This window comes from Cloacibacillus sp., from assembly GCA_036655895.1.
GTDB lineage: Bacteria > Synergistota > Synergistia > Synergistales > Synergistaceae > JAVVPF01.
Map to the genome: position 1 here is coordinate 1 of JAVVPF010000005.1, position 19,397 is coordinate 19,397.

Annotated in this window: 19 protein-coding genes; 13 read left to right on the plus strand and 6 right to left on the minus strand. The window is 52.4% G+C overall.

Features of this window, described 5'->3' with window-relative positions:
* Positions 1-347 precede the first annotated feature (347 nt).
* Genes rsxC through RRY12_02740 form a run of 6 tightly spaced genes read left to right on the plus strand, consistent with a single transcriptional unit; the run spans position 348 to position 5,438 of the window.
* Complete coding sequence (gene rsxC / locus RRY12_02715; protein MEG2183566.1) at positions 348-1,685, plus strand: electron transport complex subunit RsxC; 1,338 nt, start codon at positions 348-350, stop codon at positions 1,683-1,685.
* Positions 1,685-2,614, plus strand: coding sequence for an RnfABCDGE type electron transport complex subunit D (locus RRY12_02720; GenBank protein MEG2183567.1), 930 nt, complete (start codon positions 1,685-1,687; stop codon positions 2,612-2,614). Before rsxC ends, RRY12_02720 begins: the two co-directional genes overlap by 1 nt.
* The gene (locus RRY12_02725; protein ID MEG2183568.1) at positions 2,607-3,227 is read left to right on the plus strand and encodes an RnfABCDGE type electron transport complex subunit G; all 621 of its coding nucleotides are present in this window, start codon (positions 2,607-2,609) and stop codon (positions 3,225-3,227) included. The genes RRY12_02720 and RRY12_02725 overlap by 8 nt, the downstream gene beginning before the upstream one ends.
* 4 nt (positions 3,228-3,231) lie before the next feature.
* Positions 3,232-3,981, plus strand: a complete 750-nt coding sequence (locus tag RRY12_02730; GenBank protein ID MEG2183569.1) for an electron transport complex subunit E — start codon at positions 3,232-3,234, stop codon at positions 3,979-3,981.
* The gene (gene rsxA / locus RRY12_02735) at positions 3,981-4,559 is read left to right on the plus strand and encodes an electron transport complex subunit RsxA (protein ID MEG2183570.1); all 579 of its coding nucleotides are present in this window, start codon (positions 3,981-3,983) and stop codon (positions 4,557-4,559) included. The genes RRY12_02730 and rsxA overlap by 1 nt, the downstream gene beginning before the upstream one ends.
* A gap of 12 nt (positions 4,560-4,571) precedes the next feature.
* Complete coding sequence (locus RRY12_02740; GenBank protein MEG2183571.1) at positions 4,572-5,438, plus strand: RnfABCDGE type electron transport complex subunit B; 867 nt, start codon at positions 4,572-4,574, stop codon at positions 5,436-5,438.
* Positions 5,439-5,585: 147 nt separating this feature from the next.
* Here RRY12_02740 and RRY12_02745 read toward each other — a convergent pair whose 3' ends face one another.
* The 6 genes from RRY12_02745 to RRY12_02770 form a co-directional block, all read right to left on the minus strand.
* Entirely contained in the window at positions 5,586-5,858 is a 273-nt protein-coding gene (locus RRY12_02745; GenBank protein ID MEG2183572.1) for a hypothetical protein, read from the minus strand.
* A gap of 137 nt (positions 5,859-5,995) precedes the next feature.
* Positions 5,996-7,312, minus strand: coding sequence for a TRAP transporter large permease (locus RRY12_02750; GenBank protein ID MEG2183573.1), 1,317 nt, complete (start codon positions 7,310-7,312; stop codon positions 5,996-5,998).
* Positions 7,309-7,911 carry a TRAP transporter small permease subunit gene (locus tag RRY12_02755; GenBank protein ID MEG2183574.1) on the minus strand — a complete coding sequence of 201 codons (603 nt, stop codon included), beginning with the start codon at positions 7,909-7,911 and terminating at the stop codon, positions 7,309-7,311. Before RRY12_02755 ends, RRY12_02750 begins: the two co-directional genes overlap by 4 nt.
* Positions 7,912-8,027: 116 nt before the next feature.
* Entirely contained in the window at positions 8,028-9,029 is a 1,002-nt protein-coding gene (dctP, locus tag RRY12_02760; protein ID MEG2183575.1) for a TRAP transporter substrate-binding protein DctP, read from the minus strand.
* 512 nt (positions 9,030-9,541) lie between these two features.
* On the minus strand, positions 9,542-10,078 hold the full coding sequence (locus tag RRY12_02765) for a chromate transporter (GenBank protein ID MEG2183576.1): 537 nt from the start codon (positions 10,076-10,078) through the stop codon (positions 9,542-9,544).
* The gene (locus tag RRY12_02770; protein ID MEG2183577.1) at positions 10,078-10,608 is read right to left on the minus strand and encodes a chromate transporter; all 531 of its coding nucleotides are present in this window, start codon (positions 10,606-10,608) and stop codon (positions 10,078-10,080) included. Before RRY12_02770 ends, RRY12_02765 begins: the two co-directional genes overlap by 1 nt.
* Positions 10,609-10,832: 224 nt before the next feature.
* Between RRY12_02770 and RRY12_02775 the strand changes: the two genes are divergently transcribed.
* The 7 genes from RRY12_02775 (at position 10,833) to RRY12_02805 (ending at position 19,159) form a co-directional block, all read left to right on the plus strand.
* On the plus strand, positions 10,833-11,555 hold the full coding sequence (locus RRY12_02775) for a hypothetical protein (GenBank protein MEG2183578.1): 723 nt from the start codon (positions 10,833-10,835) through the stop codon (positions 11,553-11,555).
* 766 nt (positions 11,556-12,321) lie between these two features.
* A complete protein-coding gene (dnaA, locus tag RRY12_02780) occupies positions 12,322-13,671 on the plus strand; it encodes a chromosomal replication initiator protein DnaA (GenBank protein MEG2183579.1) in 1,350 nt (449 codons plus the stop codon).
* A 228-nt stretch (positions 13,672-13,899) separates the two neighbouring features.
* Positions 13,900-15,066 carry a DNA polymerase III subunit beta gene (dnaN, locus tag RRY12_02785; protein MEG2183580.1) on the plus strand — a complete coding sequence of 389 codons (1,167 nt, stop codon included), beginning with the start codon at positions 13,900-13,902 and terminating at the stop codon, positions 15,064-15,066.
* Positions 15,056-16,114: a DNA replication and repair protein RecF gene (gene recF, locus RRY12_02790; GenBank protein MEG2183581.1), complete on the plus strand. Its 1,059-nt coding sequence runs from the start codon at positions 15,056-15,058 to the stop codon at positions 16,112-16,114. The genes dnaN and recF overlap by 11 nt, the downstream gene beginning before the upstream one ends.
* Positions 16,115-16,131: 17 nt before the next feature.
* Positions 16,132-18,024, plus strand: coding sequence for a tRNA uridine-5-carboxymethylaminomethyl(34) synthesis enzyme MnmG (gene mnmG, locus RRY12_02795; GenBank protein ID MEG2183582.1), 1,893 nt, complete (start codon positions 16,132-16,134; stop codon positions 18,022-18,024).
* Positions 18,002-18,556: a DciA family protein gene (locus RRY12_02800; GenBank protein ID MEG2183583.1), complete on the plus strand. Its 555-nt coding sequence runs from the start codon at positions 18,002-18,004 to the stop codon at positions 18,554-18,556. The genes mnmG and RRY12_02800 overlap by 23 nt, the downstream gene beginning before the upstream one ends.
* Positions 18,557-18,763: 207 nt before the next feature.
* Positions 18,764-19,159 carry a desulfoferrodoxin family protein gene (locus RRY12_02805; protein MEG2183584.1) on the plus strand — a complete coding sequence of 132 codons (396 nt, stop codon included), beginning with the start codon at positions 18,764-18,766 and terminating at the stop codon, positions 19,157-19,159.
* The last annotated feature ends 238 nt before the right edge of the window (positions 19,160-19,397 follow it).

Consider the following 19,397-nt stretch of genomic DNA (forward strand, 5'->3'; position numbering starts at 1 on the left):
CAGCGCTGCGCTAAACGGCCGCCATCTTTATGGCGGCCTTAAGTATTCAAATTTTTCATAATTAAAAATTCTTTTAAATGTTTTATGAGGTATATTTTATGCGAAATTGGATAATTTTTTAAGAAAATTATAAAACGGCCCTTTTTACCGTATATATCTTTGGAATTTGGACCTATTGACCGATGCTTTTTCTTTTGTTTATTTGTGAAAGCGCCTTTTTTCCTTACATAAAATACTTCTGTTTTTCGACATAAATGATAGAATAATGCTTTGGATTTATGGTTGGTTATTCGCTGAGAGTGACTTTACTAAAATTTTTTACCATATATATAAGGAGGAACGATTTAATGAGGCTTCCGACATTCTGGGGAGGAATACATCCGCCGCAGAACAAAGATTTAACCGTAAATGAGGAGATCGAGTCATATCTTCCAACCGGAGAGCTGGTTTTTCCAATGGCGCAGAACATAGGCGCTCCTTGCTCGCCCGTGGTGGCCAAGGGAGACCGTGTGCTTGTCGGCACACGCGTCGGCAACAACGACGCCTTCGTCTCCGCACCGATACTGTCGAGCGTCTCCGGCACAGTCAAAGAGGTCGCCATGAGGATGACGACGCCGGGACTCTTTGAGAACTGCGTGGTCGTTGAAAACGACGGGCTTTACGAACTGGCGCCGGAATGGAAGCCCCTTGAAAATTACGAAAGCGCCGACCCGAAGGAATATATCAAACGCGTGCGGGATGCCGGAATAGTCGGCTTCGGCGGCGCCACCTTCCCGGCCGCGGTAAAACTTTCGCCGCCTCCGACCGCTAAGATCAAATGGCTTATCATAAACGGCGTGGAATGCGAGCCGTACCTCAACTGCGACAACAGGCTGATGCTTGAGGAGACGGACAAGATACTCAAAGGCCTCCGGCTGATGCTGCGTCTCTTCCCCGGGGCGGAGGGCGTAATAGCAATCGAAAACAACAAACCCGCGGCGATCGCCGCTATGAACGACGCGATCGTAAAGGGCGGCTTCAACAACATGACGGTGCAGCCCCTTATGGTGAAATACCCGCAGGGCGCTGAGAAAATGCTCATAGAGGCTATCACCGGGCAGGAATATCCGCTTTCAAAGCTGCCGGCCGACGTAGGCTGCATAATCTTCAACGTCCGCACGACGCACCAGATATACGAGGCGATCGTAGAGGGAAAGCCCGCGGTCGAACGTATAGTGACGGTAACGGGAGACGCGATAGCGCGGCCGAAAAACATAAAGACGCCTCTTGGTACCTGCGTGCGCGAGCTGATAGAGCTTGCCGGCGGCTTCCGAGAACAGCCTGTGAAAATACTTTCCGGCGGCCCGATGATGGGCACGTCAATGCGCTCCATCGACGTACCTGTCGTAAAGGGCACGTCGGGCATCCTTGCCCTTACGGCAAATTCGGCGATGCTGCGGCCCATCACGGCCTGTCTGCATTGCGGGCGCTGCGTCACCGCCTGCCCGATGGGACTTGTGCCAAGCGCGCTCGACCCGCTTGTACACGCGCGTCTTTACGACCGTTTTGAACAGGAGGGCGGCATGAACTGCATCGAATGCGGAAGCTGCACCTACATGTGTCCGGCAAACCGCCCGCTGACCCAGGGCTGCCGCGACGGCAAGGCTTCGGTCAACGCAATGCGCAGAAAGGCGGCTGCTAAATAATGGAAAGATTACTGGTAGTATCAAGCTCCCCGCATATACACTCACCGCTTGAGACGCCCAAGATAATGGGCTGGGTGCTAGCGGCGCTCGCCCCGGCGGGCTTGGCGGGAGTCTACTTCTTCGGGCTTCGCGCGGCGGCCGTCATGGCAGTCTGCGTCGCGTCGTGCGTGTTTTTTGAATATCTCTGGGAAAAGCTGACAAAACGTCCCGTGACGGTATCCGACCTTTCCGCCGCGGTGACGGGACTGCTTCTTGCCTACAATCTGCCGCCGACCATCCCCTTCTGGATGGCGGCGGCCGGTTCTGCCTTTGCCATAATAATAGTTAAGCAGATGTACGGCGGACTTGGGGCGAACTTCGTGAACCCTGCGCTTGCCGCGCGCGCCGCGATGCTGACAAGCTGGCCCGTGCCCATGACTACATGGACGCTTGACGGCGTATCCGGCGCGACTCCGCTTGCCCTCATCAAAATGGGCGCGGTGGACAAGCTGCCGAGCCTTCAAAACCTCTTTATCGGCAACATCGGAGGCTGCATCGGAGAAACTTCGGCTATAGCGCTGCTTATCGGCTTTGGCATCCTGCTTGCGAAAGACATCATAAAATGGCAGATACCAGTCATCTACGTGGCGACGGTGGCGGTGCTATGCACGGTATACGGCAGACCGGTCGGCCCAGTTTACGAGGTGCTGACGGGCGGCCTGCTGCTTGGCGCCATCTTCATGGCAACCGACTACACGACGTCGCCGATAACAGTCAAAGGGCAGATGATCTTCGCCGCGGGCTGCGGACTTCTGACCGCGCTCATACGCACATGGGGCGGATATCCAGAGGGCGTCTCCTACTCTATTTTGATAATGAACCTCGTTGTGCCGCTCATAGACCGTTTTACAAAGCCGCACATCTTTGGAGAGGTGAAGAAAAATGGCTAAAATCTTAAGGCTGGGACTTGTGCTTTTTATAATAACGGCCGTCACCGGCATCATTCTTGGCGGCGTCTACACTCTGACGCTTGAACCTATACGCCTGACGCAGCTTCGCGAAAAGAACGAAGCTCTGGCCTCGACGCTGCCGGGCGCAACAGCGTTCAAAGAAATACCCGTCAAGCCAGGCTCCGGCATCGTAAAAGACGCCTACGAAGGCACGGCCGACGGAAAACTGATAGGCTACAACTTCACTGTGACGCCGAAGGGATACGGCGGCCTCATCACTCTCGTAGTAGGCATGACGCCCGACGCCCAGGTGACAAACATCAAGATACTGGCGCACACGGAAACTCCGGGACTCGGCGCGAAGGCGGTAGACGCGGCCTTCACCGAACAGTTCAAGCTGAAGAAGGTCGAGGAGATATTCGTCTCCAAGACTCCCGTCGAAGCGGATGATCAGATACAGGCCATATCGGGAGCCACGATAACCTCGCGCGCCGTGGCCTCCGGAGTCAACGCGGCCACCAAATATTTGAAGCGCGACATACAGGGCGCCGCTGCGCCTGCGGAAGACGATAAGCCCGACGCCGCAAGCTCGGCAAGCCAGAAGGGGGAATAGGACGATGCAGAATCCTCTTAAACTGATCACAAACGGCATAATAACGGAAAACCCGACCTTCGTGCTGGTGCTCGGCATGTGCCCGACGCTCGCAGTAACGTCGAGCGCCATAAACGGCATCGGCATGGGCCTTGCGGCTACCGCCGTTCTGATGGGCTCAAACGTCGCCGTCTCCGCCATCAGGAAGTTCATACCGGACGAGATACGCATCCCGGCCTTCATCGTAGTGATAGCGGGCTTCGTAACGGTGGTACAGCTTCTGATCTCAGGATATGCTCCGGCGCTGAACCAGTCGCTTGGCATATTCATACCGCTCATCGTCGTCAACTGCATAATTCTCGCGCGCGCTGAGGCCTTCGCCTTCAAAAACGGCGTCGTAGACTCGCTATTTGACGGCCTTGGAATGGGGCTCGGCTTCACTTTGGCCCTCACCGTCATAGGCGCTATACGCGAACTGCTCGGCAACGGCAGCGTCTTTGGACATACGCTGCTTCCCGCCGCGCTCTACCAGCCGGCGCTTCTCGTCATCCTGGCCCCTGGCGGCTTCATCACGCTGGGCATACTGATGGCGCTCTTCCGCAATCATCAGATAAAAAAAGAAGAGAAGGCAAACGAGGGCATCCCGTCGTCATTTGACGGCTGGCAGCAGCTCAGCGCCTGTTCCGGCTGCTCGCTGAAAAATATCTGCGGCGGCGGCGACGCAAAGGTCGTCTGCGCTAAATCGGCCGCTGAAACAAAGGAGGCCGTTAAATAATGTCCTACCTCGCACTGTTTATAAGCTCCATTTTCGTACAGAACATACTGCTCGCGCGCTTTCTCGGCTGCTGCCCCTTCCTTGGGGTCTCAAGCCAGCTTGAGACGGCGAAGGGCATGGGCGTCGCGGTCGTATTCGTAACCACCTTCGCCGCGATAATGACATGGCTGGCCTATGAGTTCATCCTCGTTCCGATGGGGCTCGAATATCTCTACACGCTGGCCTTCATACTGATAATAGCGGCGCTCGTCCAGTTCGTAGAGATAGTGCTCAAAAAGGTGATGCCGGGGCTTTACAAGTCGCTTGGCATCTTCCTCCCGCTCATTACGACAAACTGCGCCGTGCTCGGCGTGGCAGTCATAAACATGAACGAAAAATACGGACTGCTTGAGTCGATCGTAAACGCGGTAGGCTCATCCGCGGGCTTTTTGCTCGCCATCGTGCTGATGGCCGGCATCCGCGAACGCATTGAGATGAACACGGAGATGCCGCGCTGCCTGCGCGGGCTTCCGATAGCGCTGGTGACGGCGGGGCTCATGTCGATAGCCTTCATGGGCTTCAACGGCCTCATCAAGTAAGGAGGAATGATTATGGAAGGTATGCTCTATCCAATGCTTGTAATGGGCGGCCTGGGAGTAGTCTTCGGCGGCCTCCTTGCTTTCGCCTCCGAAAAATTCAAGGTCGAGGTCGACCCGCGCCAGAGTGAGATACGCGCGAAACTTCCCGGCGCCAACTGCGGCGGCTGCGGATTTCCCGGCTGCGACGGCTACGCCGACGCCTGCGTCAACGCCGGCGCGAAACCTAACCTCTGCGCCGCGGCAGGCCCCGAAGTAGCGGCGGAAATAGCCGCCATTTTGGGCGTAGCGGCCGAGGAGGCCGAACCGATGGTGGCCTACGTAAAATGTCAGGGCACGACGCAGAAGACCGTCAAGGACTGCGTCTATATGGGCGTCCACGACTGCCGCGAGGCCGCTGTAGTGCCTGGCAAGGGCCCCAGCGCCTGCACCTTCGGCTGCATGGGCTTTGGCACCTGCGTCTCTGTCTGCGCCTTTGGCGCAGTGAAAATAGCGGACGGCGTAGCTAAAGTCGACCCGGAAAAATGCGTCGCATGCGGCGCCTGCGTAAACGAATGTCCGCGCAGCGTCATCACGCTCGTCCCCAGGAAATCAAAGGTCCAGGTCGCCTGCAGTAACCCGCTGAAAGGCCCGCTGGTAAAACAGGTCTGCTCCGTGGGCTGCATAGGGTGCGGCATCTGCGCCAAGGTCTGCCCCGTCAAAGCCGCTACGTTAAACGGCGCGCTTGCGCAGATAGACCCCGCGACCTGCATAAACTGCGGCCTGTGCGCCACAAAGTGCCCCGTAAAGGCCATAACGGACTCACGCCCGCCGCGCGTGCTGCCCCCAATGCCGCCTGTGAACGCTGCGGAAGAAAAAAGCTCGCAGCCCGTCTCCGCATAAACAATACGATACCAATAATAAAAGGCGTCCATGATATATCATGGATGCCTTTTGCCTTGTGTACAGCGGCGGGCTGCGCGCCCTTTTCCTTTAGCGCAAGAGATGAAAAAAGCCGCTATCTAGCGGCTTTTATTTGTTGTGACGGTTTTACTTTTTCTCAAGCGGCGGCAGCGGCTTTATCTCTTCGTCTTCCTGGAACTCCGTGTGCGGCTGGGCCGCCTCAACTTTGTCGTCCACCCATTTTTCAACCTTGTCGTAGAAGGCGTCGGACCACGACGGATTTTCCCACAGCTTCTTTTTTGCAGTTATGGAAAAACAGGCGGACATCATCGCGCCGAAATAAAAGTATGGGTGCTGCGTCGCAAGCGCTATTGCGAAAAATATAAAACATAACGATGCAAACAAATCTCTGTAAAACATTTTTTTTGCCGTCCTTCATCTATCGATTTAACTTGATCTAGCCGCCTCTTATACCGGGCCTCTTATTCTCTATTATATCCTAAAGGCCATTAAAAAAGCGCCCCGATGAAGGGGCGCTTTTGTTGTTTTGATTCAGATCACCACGGCACGCCGAGAATGAAGTGCGGCATGAAGAGAACGAGCTTCGGTATGTAGGCCGTTACGAGCAGCACCGGTATCCAGCAGAGCACCATGAAGGTGAGCGCCGGTTTCATTATCTCGTTGATGGCGGCCCCTCCAACTCGGCCGGAGAGGTACAAGACTGGCGCCGCAGGCGGCGTTATGCAGCCAAGCGCGGTGTTGACGCCAACGACCGCCGCGTAATGGACGGGGTTGATGCCAAGTTCCATTATTATCGGCAGCAGTATCGGCGTAGTGAGTACGACGACGCTGATGTCGTCCATGAGCATCCCCATCAGAACGAGGAAGACGTTGATCATGAACATGATGACCCACTTGTTGGTGGAGATGGAATAGAAGAGGTAGAGCACCTTTCCGGGAAGGTCCTCAAGTATGTAGAGCCTTGAGAGCATTGAGACGGAATAGAGCATTACCATGATGACGCCTGTCGTAATGGAGCATTCCACGACGATGAGATAGAGCGACTTCCATGTGAGCCCTTTATAGACGTAGAGGCCTATCGGGATGCAGTAGAGCACCGCCAGCGCCGAGGCTTCCGTCGTCGTCATTACGCCGCCGTAGATGCCGCCAAGCACCATTACAGGCATAAAGAGGGCGGGGATGGCGAGGCGTCCGCGTGAAAGGAACATATCCATACGGTCTTTGCCTGTGCGCTTCTGTGTGACGAAGACCTGCTTATTGTCGCGAAGCATCCAGACGTTGACCAGCGAGATAAGGATCGTGGTCACGATGCCTGGGCCTATCGTCGAGAGGAAACAGGCCAGCACCGAGATGCCGCTTATCCACGCGAAGATGATGAGCGTGGCGTTCGGCGGGATGAGCAGTCCAAGCAGAGAGGCGTTTGCCATCAGCGCGCAGGCGTGTCCCATAGGATATCCGCCCTGCCTGAAACGCGGGAACATGATGGCGCCGATGCAGGAGAGCGTCGCGCAGGCGGCGCCGCAGATCGAGCCGAATACCGCGCAGGAGACTGTGCCGACGATACCGAGTCCGCCCTTGATGTGTCCAACGAAGACGTCGACCATATCGATTAGCTTTTCAGCGATGCGTCCGCGCTCCATGATGCCGCCGGCCAGTATGAACATCGCAATAGCTATGAGCGAGACGGAATTCATCTGAGTGAAGCCATAAGGCAGAAGCTGGGTCGGCTGATAGCCCGTCATATCTGGGCCGCCGAAGAATATGAGCCACGCGCATGAAGCCATGAAGCTTACAGGCACTGGAACGCCTATTACGAGTGTTGCTATGAGTATTATCAATGCTATATAAATCATTTGTTTTTACCTCCCGAAATCAGAGCTTGAGCCGCCCTTATAAAGTCCCAAAGGAAATAGTAGGACATGGACAGAAGCCCCAGGAAAATCGAGATATATGCTGTCCACAGCGGAATACGCCAGGCGACTGTACGCGGTATCGCGACGCCAGTGCCAAGCGGTCCCATAAATCCGAAGACGAGATAATCCCAGCCGTATTTTGTGAAAAGAAGCGTCACGGTAAGCGTGATAAATGTCTTCACGCACATGAGCAGCCTTTTTGGGGTCCCCTCTTTGACGTAGGACTGGACAAGGTCCGCGGAAACGTGCGAACCCGCGAAGGCTCCGTATCCCGCGCCCATGAAATAGAGCCAGAAGGCGAATATCTTTATCCATTCCTCATAGCCGTAAAGGTCCATTTCAAAAACGTATCTCATTACTGTAGCGGCGCTTATTATGACGGTAAGCAGCATGCACATCGTAAAGCAGATCATTGAATAGATGCTTATGGTGAGCTTATCAAAAAAGCATTTTGGTTTTCTTACGGACGACTGAACCTCTTCATCCGCCGGTATACAAGGCTCCACCTTGATATCCTTTATCTCTTCTCCCAAGGACATGTACGCAACTCCTTTCAGAAAAGAAAAGCCTGAGGCCCTTTATATATGGGCGCTCCGGCTTTTCTTTATTGTTACCATTACGGCAAATATCGTTTGCCCATAAGTTTTATTAAATATTATTTGCCGCCGAGATTTTTCTTGAATTCCTTCATAAGCTCTACACCGGTACCGGCCTTGCCGACTTCTTCCCATGTCGAAACGCAGGCGTCCTTTATCGGCTTCAGCTGTGCTTCTGTGTACCTGTGGACTTTGATGCCCTTCTTCTCCATGAGCTTCATGTACTTCTCGTCTTCAGCCTTCGCGTTGTCGATGGATTTCAGCGTGTATTTCTTCGCTACGTCCATGAAGACCTTCTGATCTTCGGGGGTCAGTTTCTTCCATGACTTGTCGCTTACCATGTAGGCAAGATATTCCATCGAGTAGTTCGTCGCGTACCAGTTTTTGATAACGTCGCCAAGGATCGTGTAGGCGGCTGCTGTCGGATATCCGTCAACTGCGTCGCAGACGCCGGTCTGCATTGACTGATAAACGTCGGGATACGGGATGGTTATCGGACGATAGCCCATTGCTTTTGCGCCGAGCGTATAGACTACCATGTTCGGTACGCGGGTGAGAACGCCCTTGTCGACCTTCGGGTTGAGCGGCTCTTTGACGGGCTTCGTTGAACCGATTCCGATGAATCCTTCAACGTAGGAGCCGATAAGACGCACGCCGAGCTTTGACGTGAATTCATTTAGTTTTTCCGGAAGCCACGCCCCAGGGACGAGCTCCTTCTTCGCTGATTCATAACCTGTTACAAATCCGTTTGTGTAGATTATTTCAAGGCGTGGGTCAAAGTCCGTAGCGACCGACATGCAGGCCATGTCGACTGTGCCGCGGATCATCTCTTCCATGACCAGCGAATAGTTTCCAAGCTGGCTTGCGGGATATACTTTGATCTCTACGCGTCCGTTTGTCTTCTGAGTGATTTCCTTCGCCATGGCGTCCATCGTCTTCGTCGCCATGTGATCAGGCGGCGACTGGCCCGCGAAGCGGAATGTTACAGGGGCGGCCGTTGCAGGGCATACTGTGGCTACAAACAGGAACAATACTGCAAGCATAAGTGCAAATTTTTTCACGAAAAAACTCTCCCTTCAGAATCGTAAATATTTGGTGACTCTGTTAAAGTTTCGGATCAGAAAAAACTCTTGCTTACAACATTACGCAGCCCAAACGCGCCTCCTTCCCTCTGCCTGAAATTGTAATGTGTAAAACAGTATATAAAAAGCACTGACTAAAAATAAGTTACAACAAACATCCTATTTCGTCAATCTATTTTACACAATTACATGGCCGTTCCTAAAGCCGTTTTGCCATAAATTATAAAAAATAAACTTTCATATTATTTTTTTCACAATGGCAAAGACGGGCGCAACACTTTCACCTATTAAATTATCATGGTTCGAAAATCTTTGGCACCAAACTCAGGTCACAATTGGTCAGAGAACCTTCTCTTTCTTGTTATCCCCCTTTTTTAGTGCAGATTTTAAAATTTCCCCCGGCAGCATAGTCTAAAAAAATACTATTTAGCTCTTTTGTTCCAAACCAAAAATAAAAAGTAAAATTTTATTTACTTTTCATTTTTCGCGCGTCACGAAAGAAAAATCGCGCCTATCGCTCCAAACGATACGAGCATAGCGGCGGGATGATCCTTAAAAAACTTACAGTACTTTATCAAAAGAACGCCGGCGCAGAAGAGCGCTACCGCGAAAAATCCATTTCTTAATGTCGCCGAAAACGGCGAAACGAGAGACAGAGTAAGCAGCCCAGCTACGACTGGGCGCAGCATCATCTTAAAGGCGCGGCTGCCCTCCGGGGAGACGCGTTTGAGCACGGCTAGGACGACGCAGAGGGCGGCGACTGGCGCCGCTACGAGCGCAAGAGTAGCGGCGAACGACCCAATGACGCCCGCCTTTTCGTAGCCCGCGAAGGTGGCCGCGTTTATAGCGATAGGCCCCGGCGTCACCTGAGAGACGGCGACCATCTGATTGAACTGTTCGGCCGTCATCCACGCGTTTTTGGTGACAAGCTGATATTCTATGAGCGGCAGCGTGGAAAGGCCGCCGCCGAAGGCGGTGATGCCGACCTGCATAAAGGCCCAGACGAGTTCAAGGATGACGCGCCCCATCAGGAGACGAACCTTTCATGCGCGAACTGCAGCGCGATGACTCCGGCCATGGCAAAGAGCGGATGGATATGCAGCACTCCTATGAGCGATATGACGAGCAAAAAGGGCACGAGGTTCCACCACTTGCCCAAAAGCGCAGACTTTACGTTGTCGAAAATTACAAGCACGATTATAGCGCTCGTGCCGGCGAGCACGCCGTGAAAAAAGCCGCGGACCGCTGGCAGGTCGGAATATTTGATGATGAACGGAGAAAGAAAAAGTATGATGAGAAACGGAGGAAGAACTGCGCCGGCTACGGCCGCAAGGCTGCCTGAAAGCCCCTTGTAATGGCGCCCCATGAGCCATGCTATGGATACGGCGATCGGCCCCGGCATCGAGGCGGCGAGGCTCACCATATCGGCAAAGACCTCCGGGTCTATATCGCCTCTTTTTTCCTCTTCGAGCTGGACCATGCCGAGTATGACGATGCCGCCTCCGAAGGTGACGGCGCTTATTCTAAAAAAGAAAAAGAATAATTGAGTCAGGCTCATATTTCAATCTCCAATTTCATTTGCTGGTTTAGGCGGCAATCATTCGATCAACTCAACCATTTCGCGCACATATATCTAGATAACAGATATATCAGATAATATAACATATATCGTGAAAAAAACAAATCTTTGACACCTTCGTTTATTTTAAGGCCAAATGACTAAAGAAGGAATAAGTAATAAAATAGACGGGTTAATACTAACAGGAAGCTGGGGGCATATCATTGATGAAAAAAACTGCGGCGATACTATGCGCGCTGATTTTCGCCTGCTTTGCGCAAGGAGCCTGCGCGGCGGAACGCGGCGCGGCGGCGGCCGAAAAAATTGGAACGATGCTCGCGGCGGAGCTGGCGCCGGAAAAAATCGAAGTGACGGTGGCGGAGGATGAAAAAGAGGCGTGGGTCGAATGCACGGGCGCCCTCCTTTCCGGCATAAGGGTAGAAAGCCTGAAGCTGAGGGCGCAGCTTAGAAAACTTCCCGACGCAAATACCGCAGGCGGCGAGGCGCTTGCGGACCTCATCACGGCCTCAAAGGGCGAGATGACGCTCAAGGTATCGGACGTCAACAAATATTTTGCGGCGGGCCCGGAGGTGCGGGGTTTCAAGGAACTGCGCTTTTCATTCGCGAAAAACGGTTATACGGCAAAGGGCGTCTTTGAGATGAACGCAGTATTTATTACGCTGAAGCTGAACTTGATGGCCACAGGACGCCTCGGACTGAAAAAAGACGGCGTATATCTTGAAGAGACAGAGCTGTACGCGGAAAATATCAAGCAGCCGCAGAACATAACGGAGCTGGTGACCGGACGCGTCAATCCGCTTTTGGCCTTTTCAAAGATCACCTTCCCGGTGGAATTTGAAAACATAACGATGAACCAGAACGAGGCGATACTTACCGGGCATCCGCAAAAAATAGAAAAAGGCTGGCGCTGGAGCTGGAAAAAATAATAACTCCACCGGCGTTTTTGCTTACATAAATACTCACAGGCCCCTTAAAGGCGGGAAGATAGATCAAAGAGCTTCGATTTATCTTCCCGCGATTTTTTTCTTTATATTCATCAGCATTAATCAATCTCTTATAACGCTTTTGTTTCCTTATCCGAGGCAGAAAACGACGGGAAGTAAATGGAAAAGGCTTAGTTTTCTGAATTGGGGAAAACTAAACACAAAATCTATTCACATCATGTGTATAATATTCCCCTATTTGATAAAAAGCTGCGTAATTTACGTGAGCGCCGCGCTTTATAGTTTTTACTGAGATAAAAATAGTAAGTGTTTCTAGTTCAATAAAAATATATAGTATGTATATTATCCACATCATCCCCATATATCCACAGACTACTGTGATTTTCCATTTTTCCCATCGCAATGTAGGAAATCAACAAAAATCAAATTGTCTGATTTTTACATTTACAAAATTTTTACGTTGAGACGACTGGATTTTTAGATTTGTCTACAGCTCTGTGGATTATAATGTGGATATGTGTATAAGTTTTGTGTATTTCTTTTGTTTTTTCGGCTTGCGGTGTTGACGCGTCGCCCTCTATGTGCTTTCCTACCTATGAACGCCGAAGATAAAGAGAGGGGCGCCAAAATCAAAAAATGACCGCCTTGTCGTTTGAAGTGAGCATTTTTATTTTTTTGTTTGGCCGATTCATGATAAAATCTTTAGTTGGAAGAATATCAATAATGCTCTTCTTTTGGAGTGAAGTGAATGTCGAAAGATTTAGATATAATTTGGAAAGAGTATTACAAATATTGTCTTGAGAAACTCGGGCCTGAGGACAAGACCGCCGAGATATATCTCCAGACCTGTATGCCCATCTCCCTTGACGGGGGGGTGCTGGTGCTGGACGTGGCCACACAATTCGCAATGGATCAGATAGCGAAACGGTATCTGCCGCGGATGAAGGAGCTTTTGGTCGAGACGAGCTTCGGGTCGGACATACAGCTCAAGGTGCCTGTTGAGACCGCCTTTCCAACCGATAAGGAAAGCCGGCTCTCAGAACCTCGCCTTCCGGAACCGCAAAAAACGTCGGCCGGACGCAACGGGCTCAATCCAAATTATGTATTTTCCTCCTTCGTAGTCGGCAAGTCAAACAGGCTTCCGCACGCCGCGAGCCTTGCTGTCGCCGAATCTCCAGGCAACACCTACAACCCTTTCTTCATCTGGGGAAAGGTCGGCCTTGGCAAGACGCATCTTATGCACGCCATAGGACATCACATCGAGGCCGCGAACCAGAATACAAAAATACTCTACGTGAGCGCGGAAAAATTCACAAACGACCTTATCACGGCAATAAGAAACAATACAAATCAGGAGTTCAGAGCGCGCTATCGCGAGCTGGACGTGCTGATGATAGACGACGTGCAGTTCATCGCCGGCAAAGAGCAGACGCAGGAGGAGTTTTTCTGGACCTTCAACACTCTGCATGACGCAAAAAAACAGATAATAATAAGCGCGGACCGTCCTCCAAAGGACATAGACGGCATAGCCGACAGGCTCGTTTCGCGTTTTGAATGGGGTCTAGTGACCGACATCCAGCCGCCGGATCTTGAAACGCGCGTCGCAATCCTCCAAAAAAAGGCCGAGATGAAAAAATACATGAACATCCCGGACGACGTCATTATGTTCATAGCGCAGAACATCCCAAGCAACATAAGGGAGCTTGAAGGCTCTTTGAACAGGATCGTCGCCTGCTCCGACCTCAACCACGAGCCGATAAACATCGAAAACGCCGGCGTCTGGCTGAAGGACCTCATAAAAGAGCACCCGACAGGCGCGGTCAGCATAGGCCTCATACAGCAGCTTACAGCGGAGGCGTTCGGCTTTTCGATGGACGAACTGCTTTCCAAAAAAAGAACGGCAGATCTCGCGCTCGCACGCCAGACCGCTATGTACGTCGCGCGCAACAAAACAAGCGAGGCGCTTATCCAGATAGCCTATGCGTTCAACAAGAAAGACCATACTGTTGTCATCCACGCATGCCGGAAAATAACGGAGCTTATCAAGAGCGACCTTCGCGTCCGATCATTTGTGGATAACATTGTGAATAAATTATAATTTTTCACCACATTTTGGTGGATTATTTTGTGGGCAGTTTTACTCTCGCAATTTTCCACACAAAAAATGTGTATACTGTGGATAAGTTTTGAGGATAACTAAATACTTCTCCACATCGAAAAAGTCGGCAGGGAGCGGATTTACACGAGAAATCCACATTTCCACAGCCACTACTACGACGAATACGATTTTTTATTTAAATAAGGTGTATTAATAGGAGGGGACGTCATGAAGCTTACCATCAATAAAAAACTGTTTCTCGCAAGCTGGGGTCTTGCCGAGAGGAGCACCTCGACAACCGGGTCCGTCAGCATTCTTTCATCGATCCTGCTTAAGGCTGGGCCTGATGAGGTCACTTTGCAGGCGACCGACATCAAGACCTCCGTAATCTGCCGCACCTCCGGGATAACCGTCTATGAACCTGGAGACGCGGTATTTCCGATAAAGATGGTGAGCGACCTTTTCAAAAAGGCGCCTGGAGAGGAATTTACGCTTGAGGTCAAAGAGGGCAAGGTCACTCTGCGTGCCGGCAAGAGCAAATATAATTTCTCGACCTATCCGCTTGCTGAGTTTCCAGTGCTTCCAAGCTCCGAAAAAGCACGTCCGTTCTGCACCGTTTCCGCCTCAGAGCTTGCGCGCGTGCTAGACGAAGGTACGCTTGCCGCCTCTTCCGGCGAGGAATTTCCGCTTTACCTCTCCTCCGCTAATCTCCAGATAGTTCAAAACAGGCTGGACGTCGTCTCCACCGATACGAGACGCCTCGCGCTTGCCTCCGTATCTGTAACGGAACCAGGCGGAGACGCCTCAGCGCTGCTTCCGATGAAGGGCGTGAAGGAGCTTCAGCGCATCCTTTCGTCGCTTGCTCCAGATACGACTGTCTCCGTCCTTTACGACAGCGCGCAGTTTTATTTCAAGACCGACTCACTTGAATTTACCGTGCGCCGCGTCGAATCAAAATTTCCCCCCTACGAGAAGATATTGCCGAAAGGCAGCACGCTTGAGGTACTTACAGACCGCGGCGCGCTCATCTCCGCGCTTGAACGCGCAGACGTAATCGTCCGCGATTTCAACCGAATGGTAATCATGGACATAGTTCCGGGAGAGAGCCTGATGCTCCGCGCGAAGGCGCCTGACTTCGGACAGGCCAAGGAAGAGGTGGCGGCGGACATAAGCGGCGCGGAACTTCGCATTGCAATAAATTCCAAGTTCTTCCTTGAAGCGCTTAAGGTGCTCCGCGAGCCTGACGTCAAGCTTTCCTTCAACGGACAGGCGGGCCACATGGCGGTCAAACGAAGCGCAAGCGACGATTTCCTCTGCCTTATAGCGCCGATAAACCTCACCGAGGCCGAGCTCAGAGCGGCCGATCCTGATTCAGACGGGACAGATGGGATTTAGTCGGGTAAGATTCAACAACTTTAAAAACATAGAGCCCCGGGAGATGAGATGGTCCCCGGGGCTCAATCTGCTAACGGGCAAAAACGGCGCCGGAAAGACGAACATCCTTGAAGGCATAAACATAATATCCGGCTGGGGCCCGCTTGACGGGGGGGCGAAAGCCTCGTCTCTTGCCTCGTGGAACAGCGGCTCGCAGGAGATACAGCTTACCGGCGAGCTTGAGTCAAAAGAGATAATCAGAGTCAAAATAGCAAAGCGCTTCATGCTGAAAATAGACGAAAAGACGACGAGCGCCTCGGACCTCAGGTGGAAGATACCGGTACTCACCTTTCTTCCCGAGGACATGTCGATAATCGAAGGCGCCTCCGCGTCAAGGCGCAGGCTGATAGATATGCTGCTTGCGATAATCATTCCGTCATACGCTCTGCGGCTTTCGGAATACAGGCGCGGAGTCCGCCAGAAGGCGCAGTTTTTAAAACGCGGAATGCCTTCACTTGTCGCGGACCGCGTCCTTATGCCTCTTGCCTCCTGGATATGGAAGATGCGCGAAGAGGGAGTCCGGCTGCTTTCTTCGTGCCTCGACGACCTTTCGGATCTTACGCCGGCGAAAATAGAGCTTTCCTTGAAGCGCGGAGGCGCTGGATTTTGTCAGGAACACGAAGAGGATTACGCAAGAGCCGTTTTTGCCAATAGGGAGCGGGAAAGCGCTTTGAAATTTCCGCTTGTAGGCCCGCACCGCGACGACGTCATAATCACCGCGGGAGGACGTCTTGCCGCCGACTCGCAAAGCCGCGGGCTGCGGAGGCGCACCGCGATAGCGCTTTTGCTCTGCGCGGCGGACGGAGTGAGGCGAAAGACGGGCCGCTCGCCAGTGCTGCTTTTGGACGAGGTGACGGCGGAGCTTGACGACATCGGGCGCGCGCTGCTTTTTGACGCGCTCACTGCAAGGCGTACGCAGGTATTCGCAGCTACTGCTGAATCTGCGGCCTCGTTTCCAGGCGCCGTCTATACCGTGACAAACGGCGCGGTTTCTGAGAATTTTTCTTAAAAAGAAGTGTGATCTAAGTGAAAATAAACGACAAATACGACGTAATAGTGATAGGAGGCGGACATGCCGGATGTGAGGCGGCGCTTGCCGCCTCAAGAATGGGCTGCCGCACCCTCTTGCTCTGCCTCTATCTTGAAAGCATAGCGATGATGCCCTGCAATCCATCGATAGGCGGCCCCGCAAAAGGCCACATGGTGCGCGAGATAGACGCGCTTGGCGGCGAATGCGCGGCTGCGGCGGACGCAGCGACCCGCCATCTGCGTTGGCTGAACACCTCAAAGGGCGCGGCTGTACGCGCGCTTCGCGCCCAGTGCAGCCCAAGAAGGTACAGCGACCATTACCGCTGCGCGCTGCTGCGCCAAAACAATCTTGAGCTCCATCAGGCTCAGGCGTCAGAGCTTATAGTTGAAAACGGCGCGGCGCGCGGCGTAAAAATAAAGACGGGACAGAGCTTTTACGCCTCGTGCGTAATACTTGCGACAGGCACATACCTCGCCTCAAAGATCCACATAGGCCTCACCTGCCACAAATCCGGGCCGCTTGGAATGGTCTCCGCCTATGATTTTTCGCGCAGCCTGAAAAAAGCCGGCCTTGAAACTGGGCGTCTGCGCACGGACACGACGCCGAGGCTGCACCTTGACACCATCGACTGGGAGTCGCTTGAATGTCAAAAAAGCATAACGGAGCCGCAGGCGCTATCTTTTTTTGGCGAAAAAAAAATCTACGACGAGATGGTCTGCGGCATGACGCGCACAAATGAACAGACTCATTCCATCATAAGAAAATATTTTGAACAGTCGCCCCTTTGGACGGGCAGGCTCGGCACCGAAGGCCCCAGATATTGCCCCTCCATCGACGACAAGATAATCAAGTTCCCTGAAAAGGACAGCCACCCCATCTTTCTCGAACCGATAGCTCCTGAGGGCAAAGAGGTCTATGTACAGAATTTTTCGACCTCTATGTGCTTTGAGGCTCAGCTTGAATCTGTACGCACCATAAAAGGCTGCGAAAAGGCGCACATCCTGCGTCCCGGCTATGCGATAGAATATGATTTCGTGCAGCCTACGCAGCTTACGGCGTGGCTTGAGGCAAAACCGGTAAAAAATCTCTTTTTGGCGGGCCAGATAAACGGCACCTCCGGCTACGAAGAGGCGGCGGCGCAAGGGCTCATAGCCGGCATCAACGCCGCTATGAGGGTGAAAGAAAAAGAGCCGTTTGTGCTTAGGCGCGACGAATCATACATAGGAGTGCTCATAGACGACCTTGTTACGAAGGGTACGAAAGAGCCGTACAGAATGCTTACGAGCCGCTGCGAATACAGGCTTTTGCTGCGTCACGACAACGCGGCCGACAGGCTTTGCGAAAAAGGATATAAGGCGGGGCTTCTTCCAGAGGAAAAATGGAGCCGTTTCTTAGAGTCCCAAAAACTTACCGAGGCCGAGGCCGCCCGCATCAAGCTCTTTAGGATAGAGCCAACGCCTGAAAACAACGAAAAAATTACCGCAGCCAGCTCGTCTTCGATAACGGAACCGACATCCGCGGAAAATCTGCTAAGACGTCCTGAGATATCATGGGATCTGATCGCTTCGATGACCGGTTCCGAACTGGAAAAAGAATACGGCGAAAAAATAGCGGATGGCCTAAAATACGAGGGGTATATAGAACGCCAGCTTCGTCAGGTCGAAAAATTCAGGCGCATGGAGCTGCTGAAAATACCGGACTATATAAACTACGAGACTTTGACCGGCCTCTCAGCGGAGGGCCGCGCGAAGCTGCTGAAAATAAAGCCGGCCGCGCTTGGACAGGCCTCGCGCATCCCCGGCGTCCCGCCGACGGACATACAGCTTTTGTGGGTAGCCATTGAAGGCGGAAGAAGAGAAAAAAACGATGAGCGGCGCGAAAGAGGATAAATTTAAGAGCGCGGCCGACATTGTAAGCTCCGCCATCTTTGGAAGCGACGCCTCGCGCGCGCTGCCTGACGCTGGACGCTGGGCGCAGCTGCGGCTCGCCCTCAAAATGGCCGAGCTTGAAGAAAAATGGGAACAGGCGGCGGGCACAGCTCTTGCCTCAAAAAGCCGTCCCGCAGCCTGCGACGCCTCAGGCGACGTGATGACAGTGCTCATACACGTTGCCGACCAGACGGTGCTTTCCTCTGTGCGCTTTCGCAAAAATCAGTTGGAGCGCCGTCTGGCCGGTTTTTTCGGCGTGCCAAGCGTCAGGGCTGATTTCAAAGTAGGCCCTGTAGTTCGGCCTCCAGAGACCAAAGAGGCTGCAGCCGCTGCGGACAGAAGGCCTCCCGTGCTGCTTTCCGACGCCGAGGTGCGCGATGAGACGCTTAAATTTTCCGACGAGGGGCTCTCCGTCGAGGCCGCGGAAAAATTCGCGCGCATAAAGCTGTCGCTTGAAAAACTTGCAAAGCGAAGAGATACCGGGCAAAAATAAAAATCCGCGCCTCCCACAGGCTGCGGCGTTTATTTAAGAAGAAAACAGAAACATCAGAGGTTTTCTTAACTATTTACGCCTCGTATAACTATATCCGCAAAAATCTATGTATTTTTACCAATACCCACACAAACTAAATCATATATGATAGAATATATCCAGTTAAACGATAATAAATTTAAATTTCTAACAATGGAGGAATTAAAGATGAAATTAGGCGAAATAATGAAAGACGGAGATTTTAAAGCGGAGAAGCACGTTCCGACCATCGAAGCGCCGGAGTCAATAAAAAAGGGTGAAGAGGCGCTCGTCAAAGTGATGGTAGGCAAAGAGATCAAGCACCCGAACACGCCGCTTCATCACATAAGCTGGATACAGCTCTACTTCAAGCCCGACGATGCGACTCCGGCAGTAGACGTAGCGAAGTTCAGCTTCAACAGCCACGGCGACACGATGGATCTTGAAAAGCCCGGATGCGCCGTCACCGAACCCGCAAGCTGCGTAAGATTCAAGCCTACAAAGTCAGGCACGCTCATCGCGGAGAGCTTCTGTAACGTCCACGGGCCGTGGGAGTGCTCAAAGAAAATCGAGGTCACGGAATAACGCACCGCGCGCCACAACAGATAAAGTTTTAAAAATTGCATTTTAACAAAAGAGCGGGCAAATGCCCGCTCTTTTGTGCGCTTACGATATTTAAGATCATGGGCTTTGCTTTGCGAAAAGCTTTAAATATTGCCGCTTACATTTTTAATATTAAAATCATTAAATAAGGGATGCCGCGCGCCGCAAAAGCGGTAAAAACAACTTATTCACATCGGAGCTTTTTAAAATGCCGGCAAAT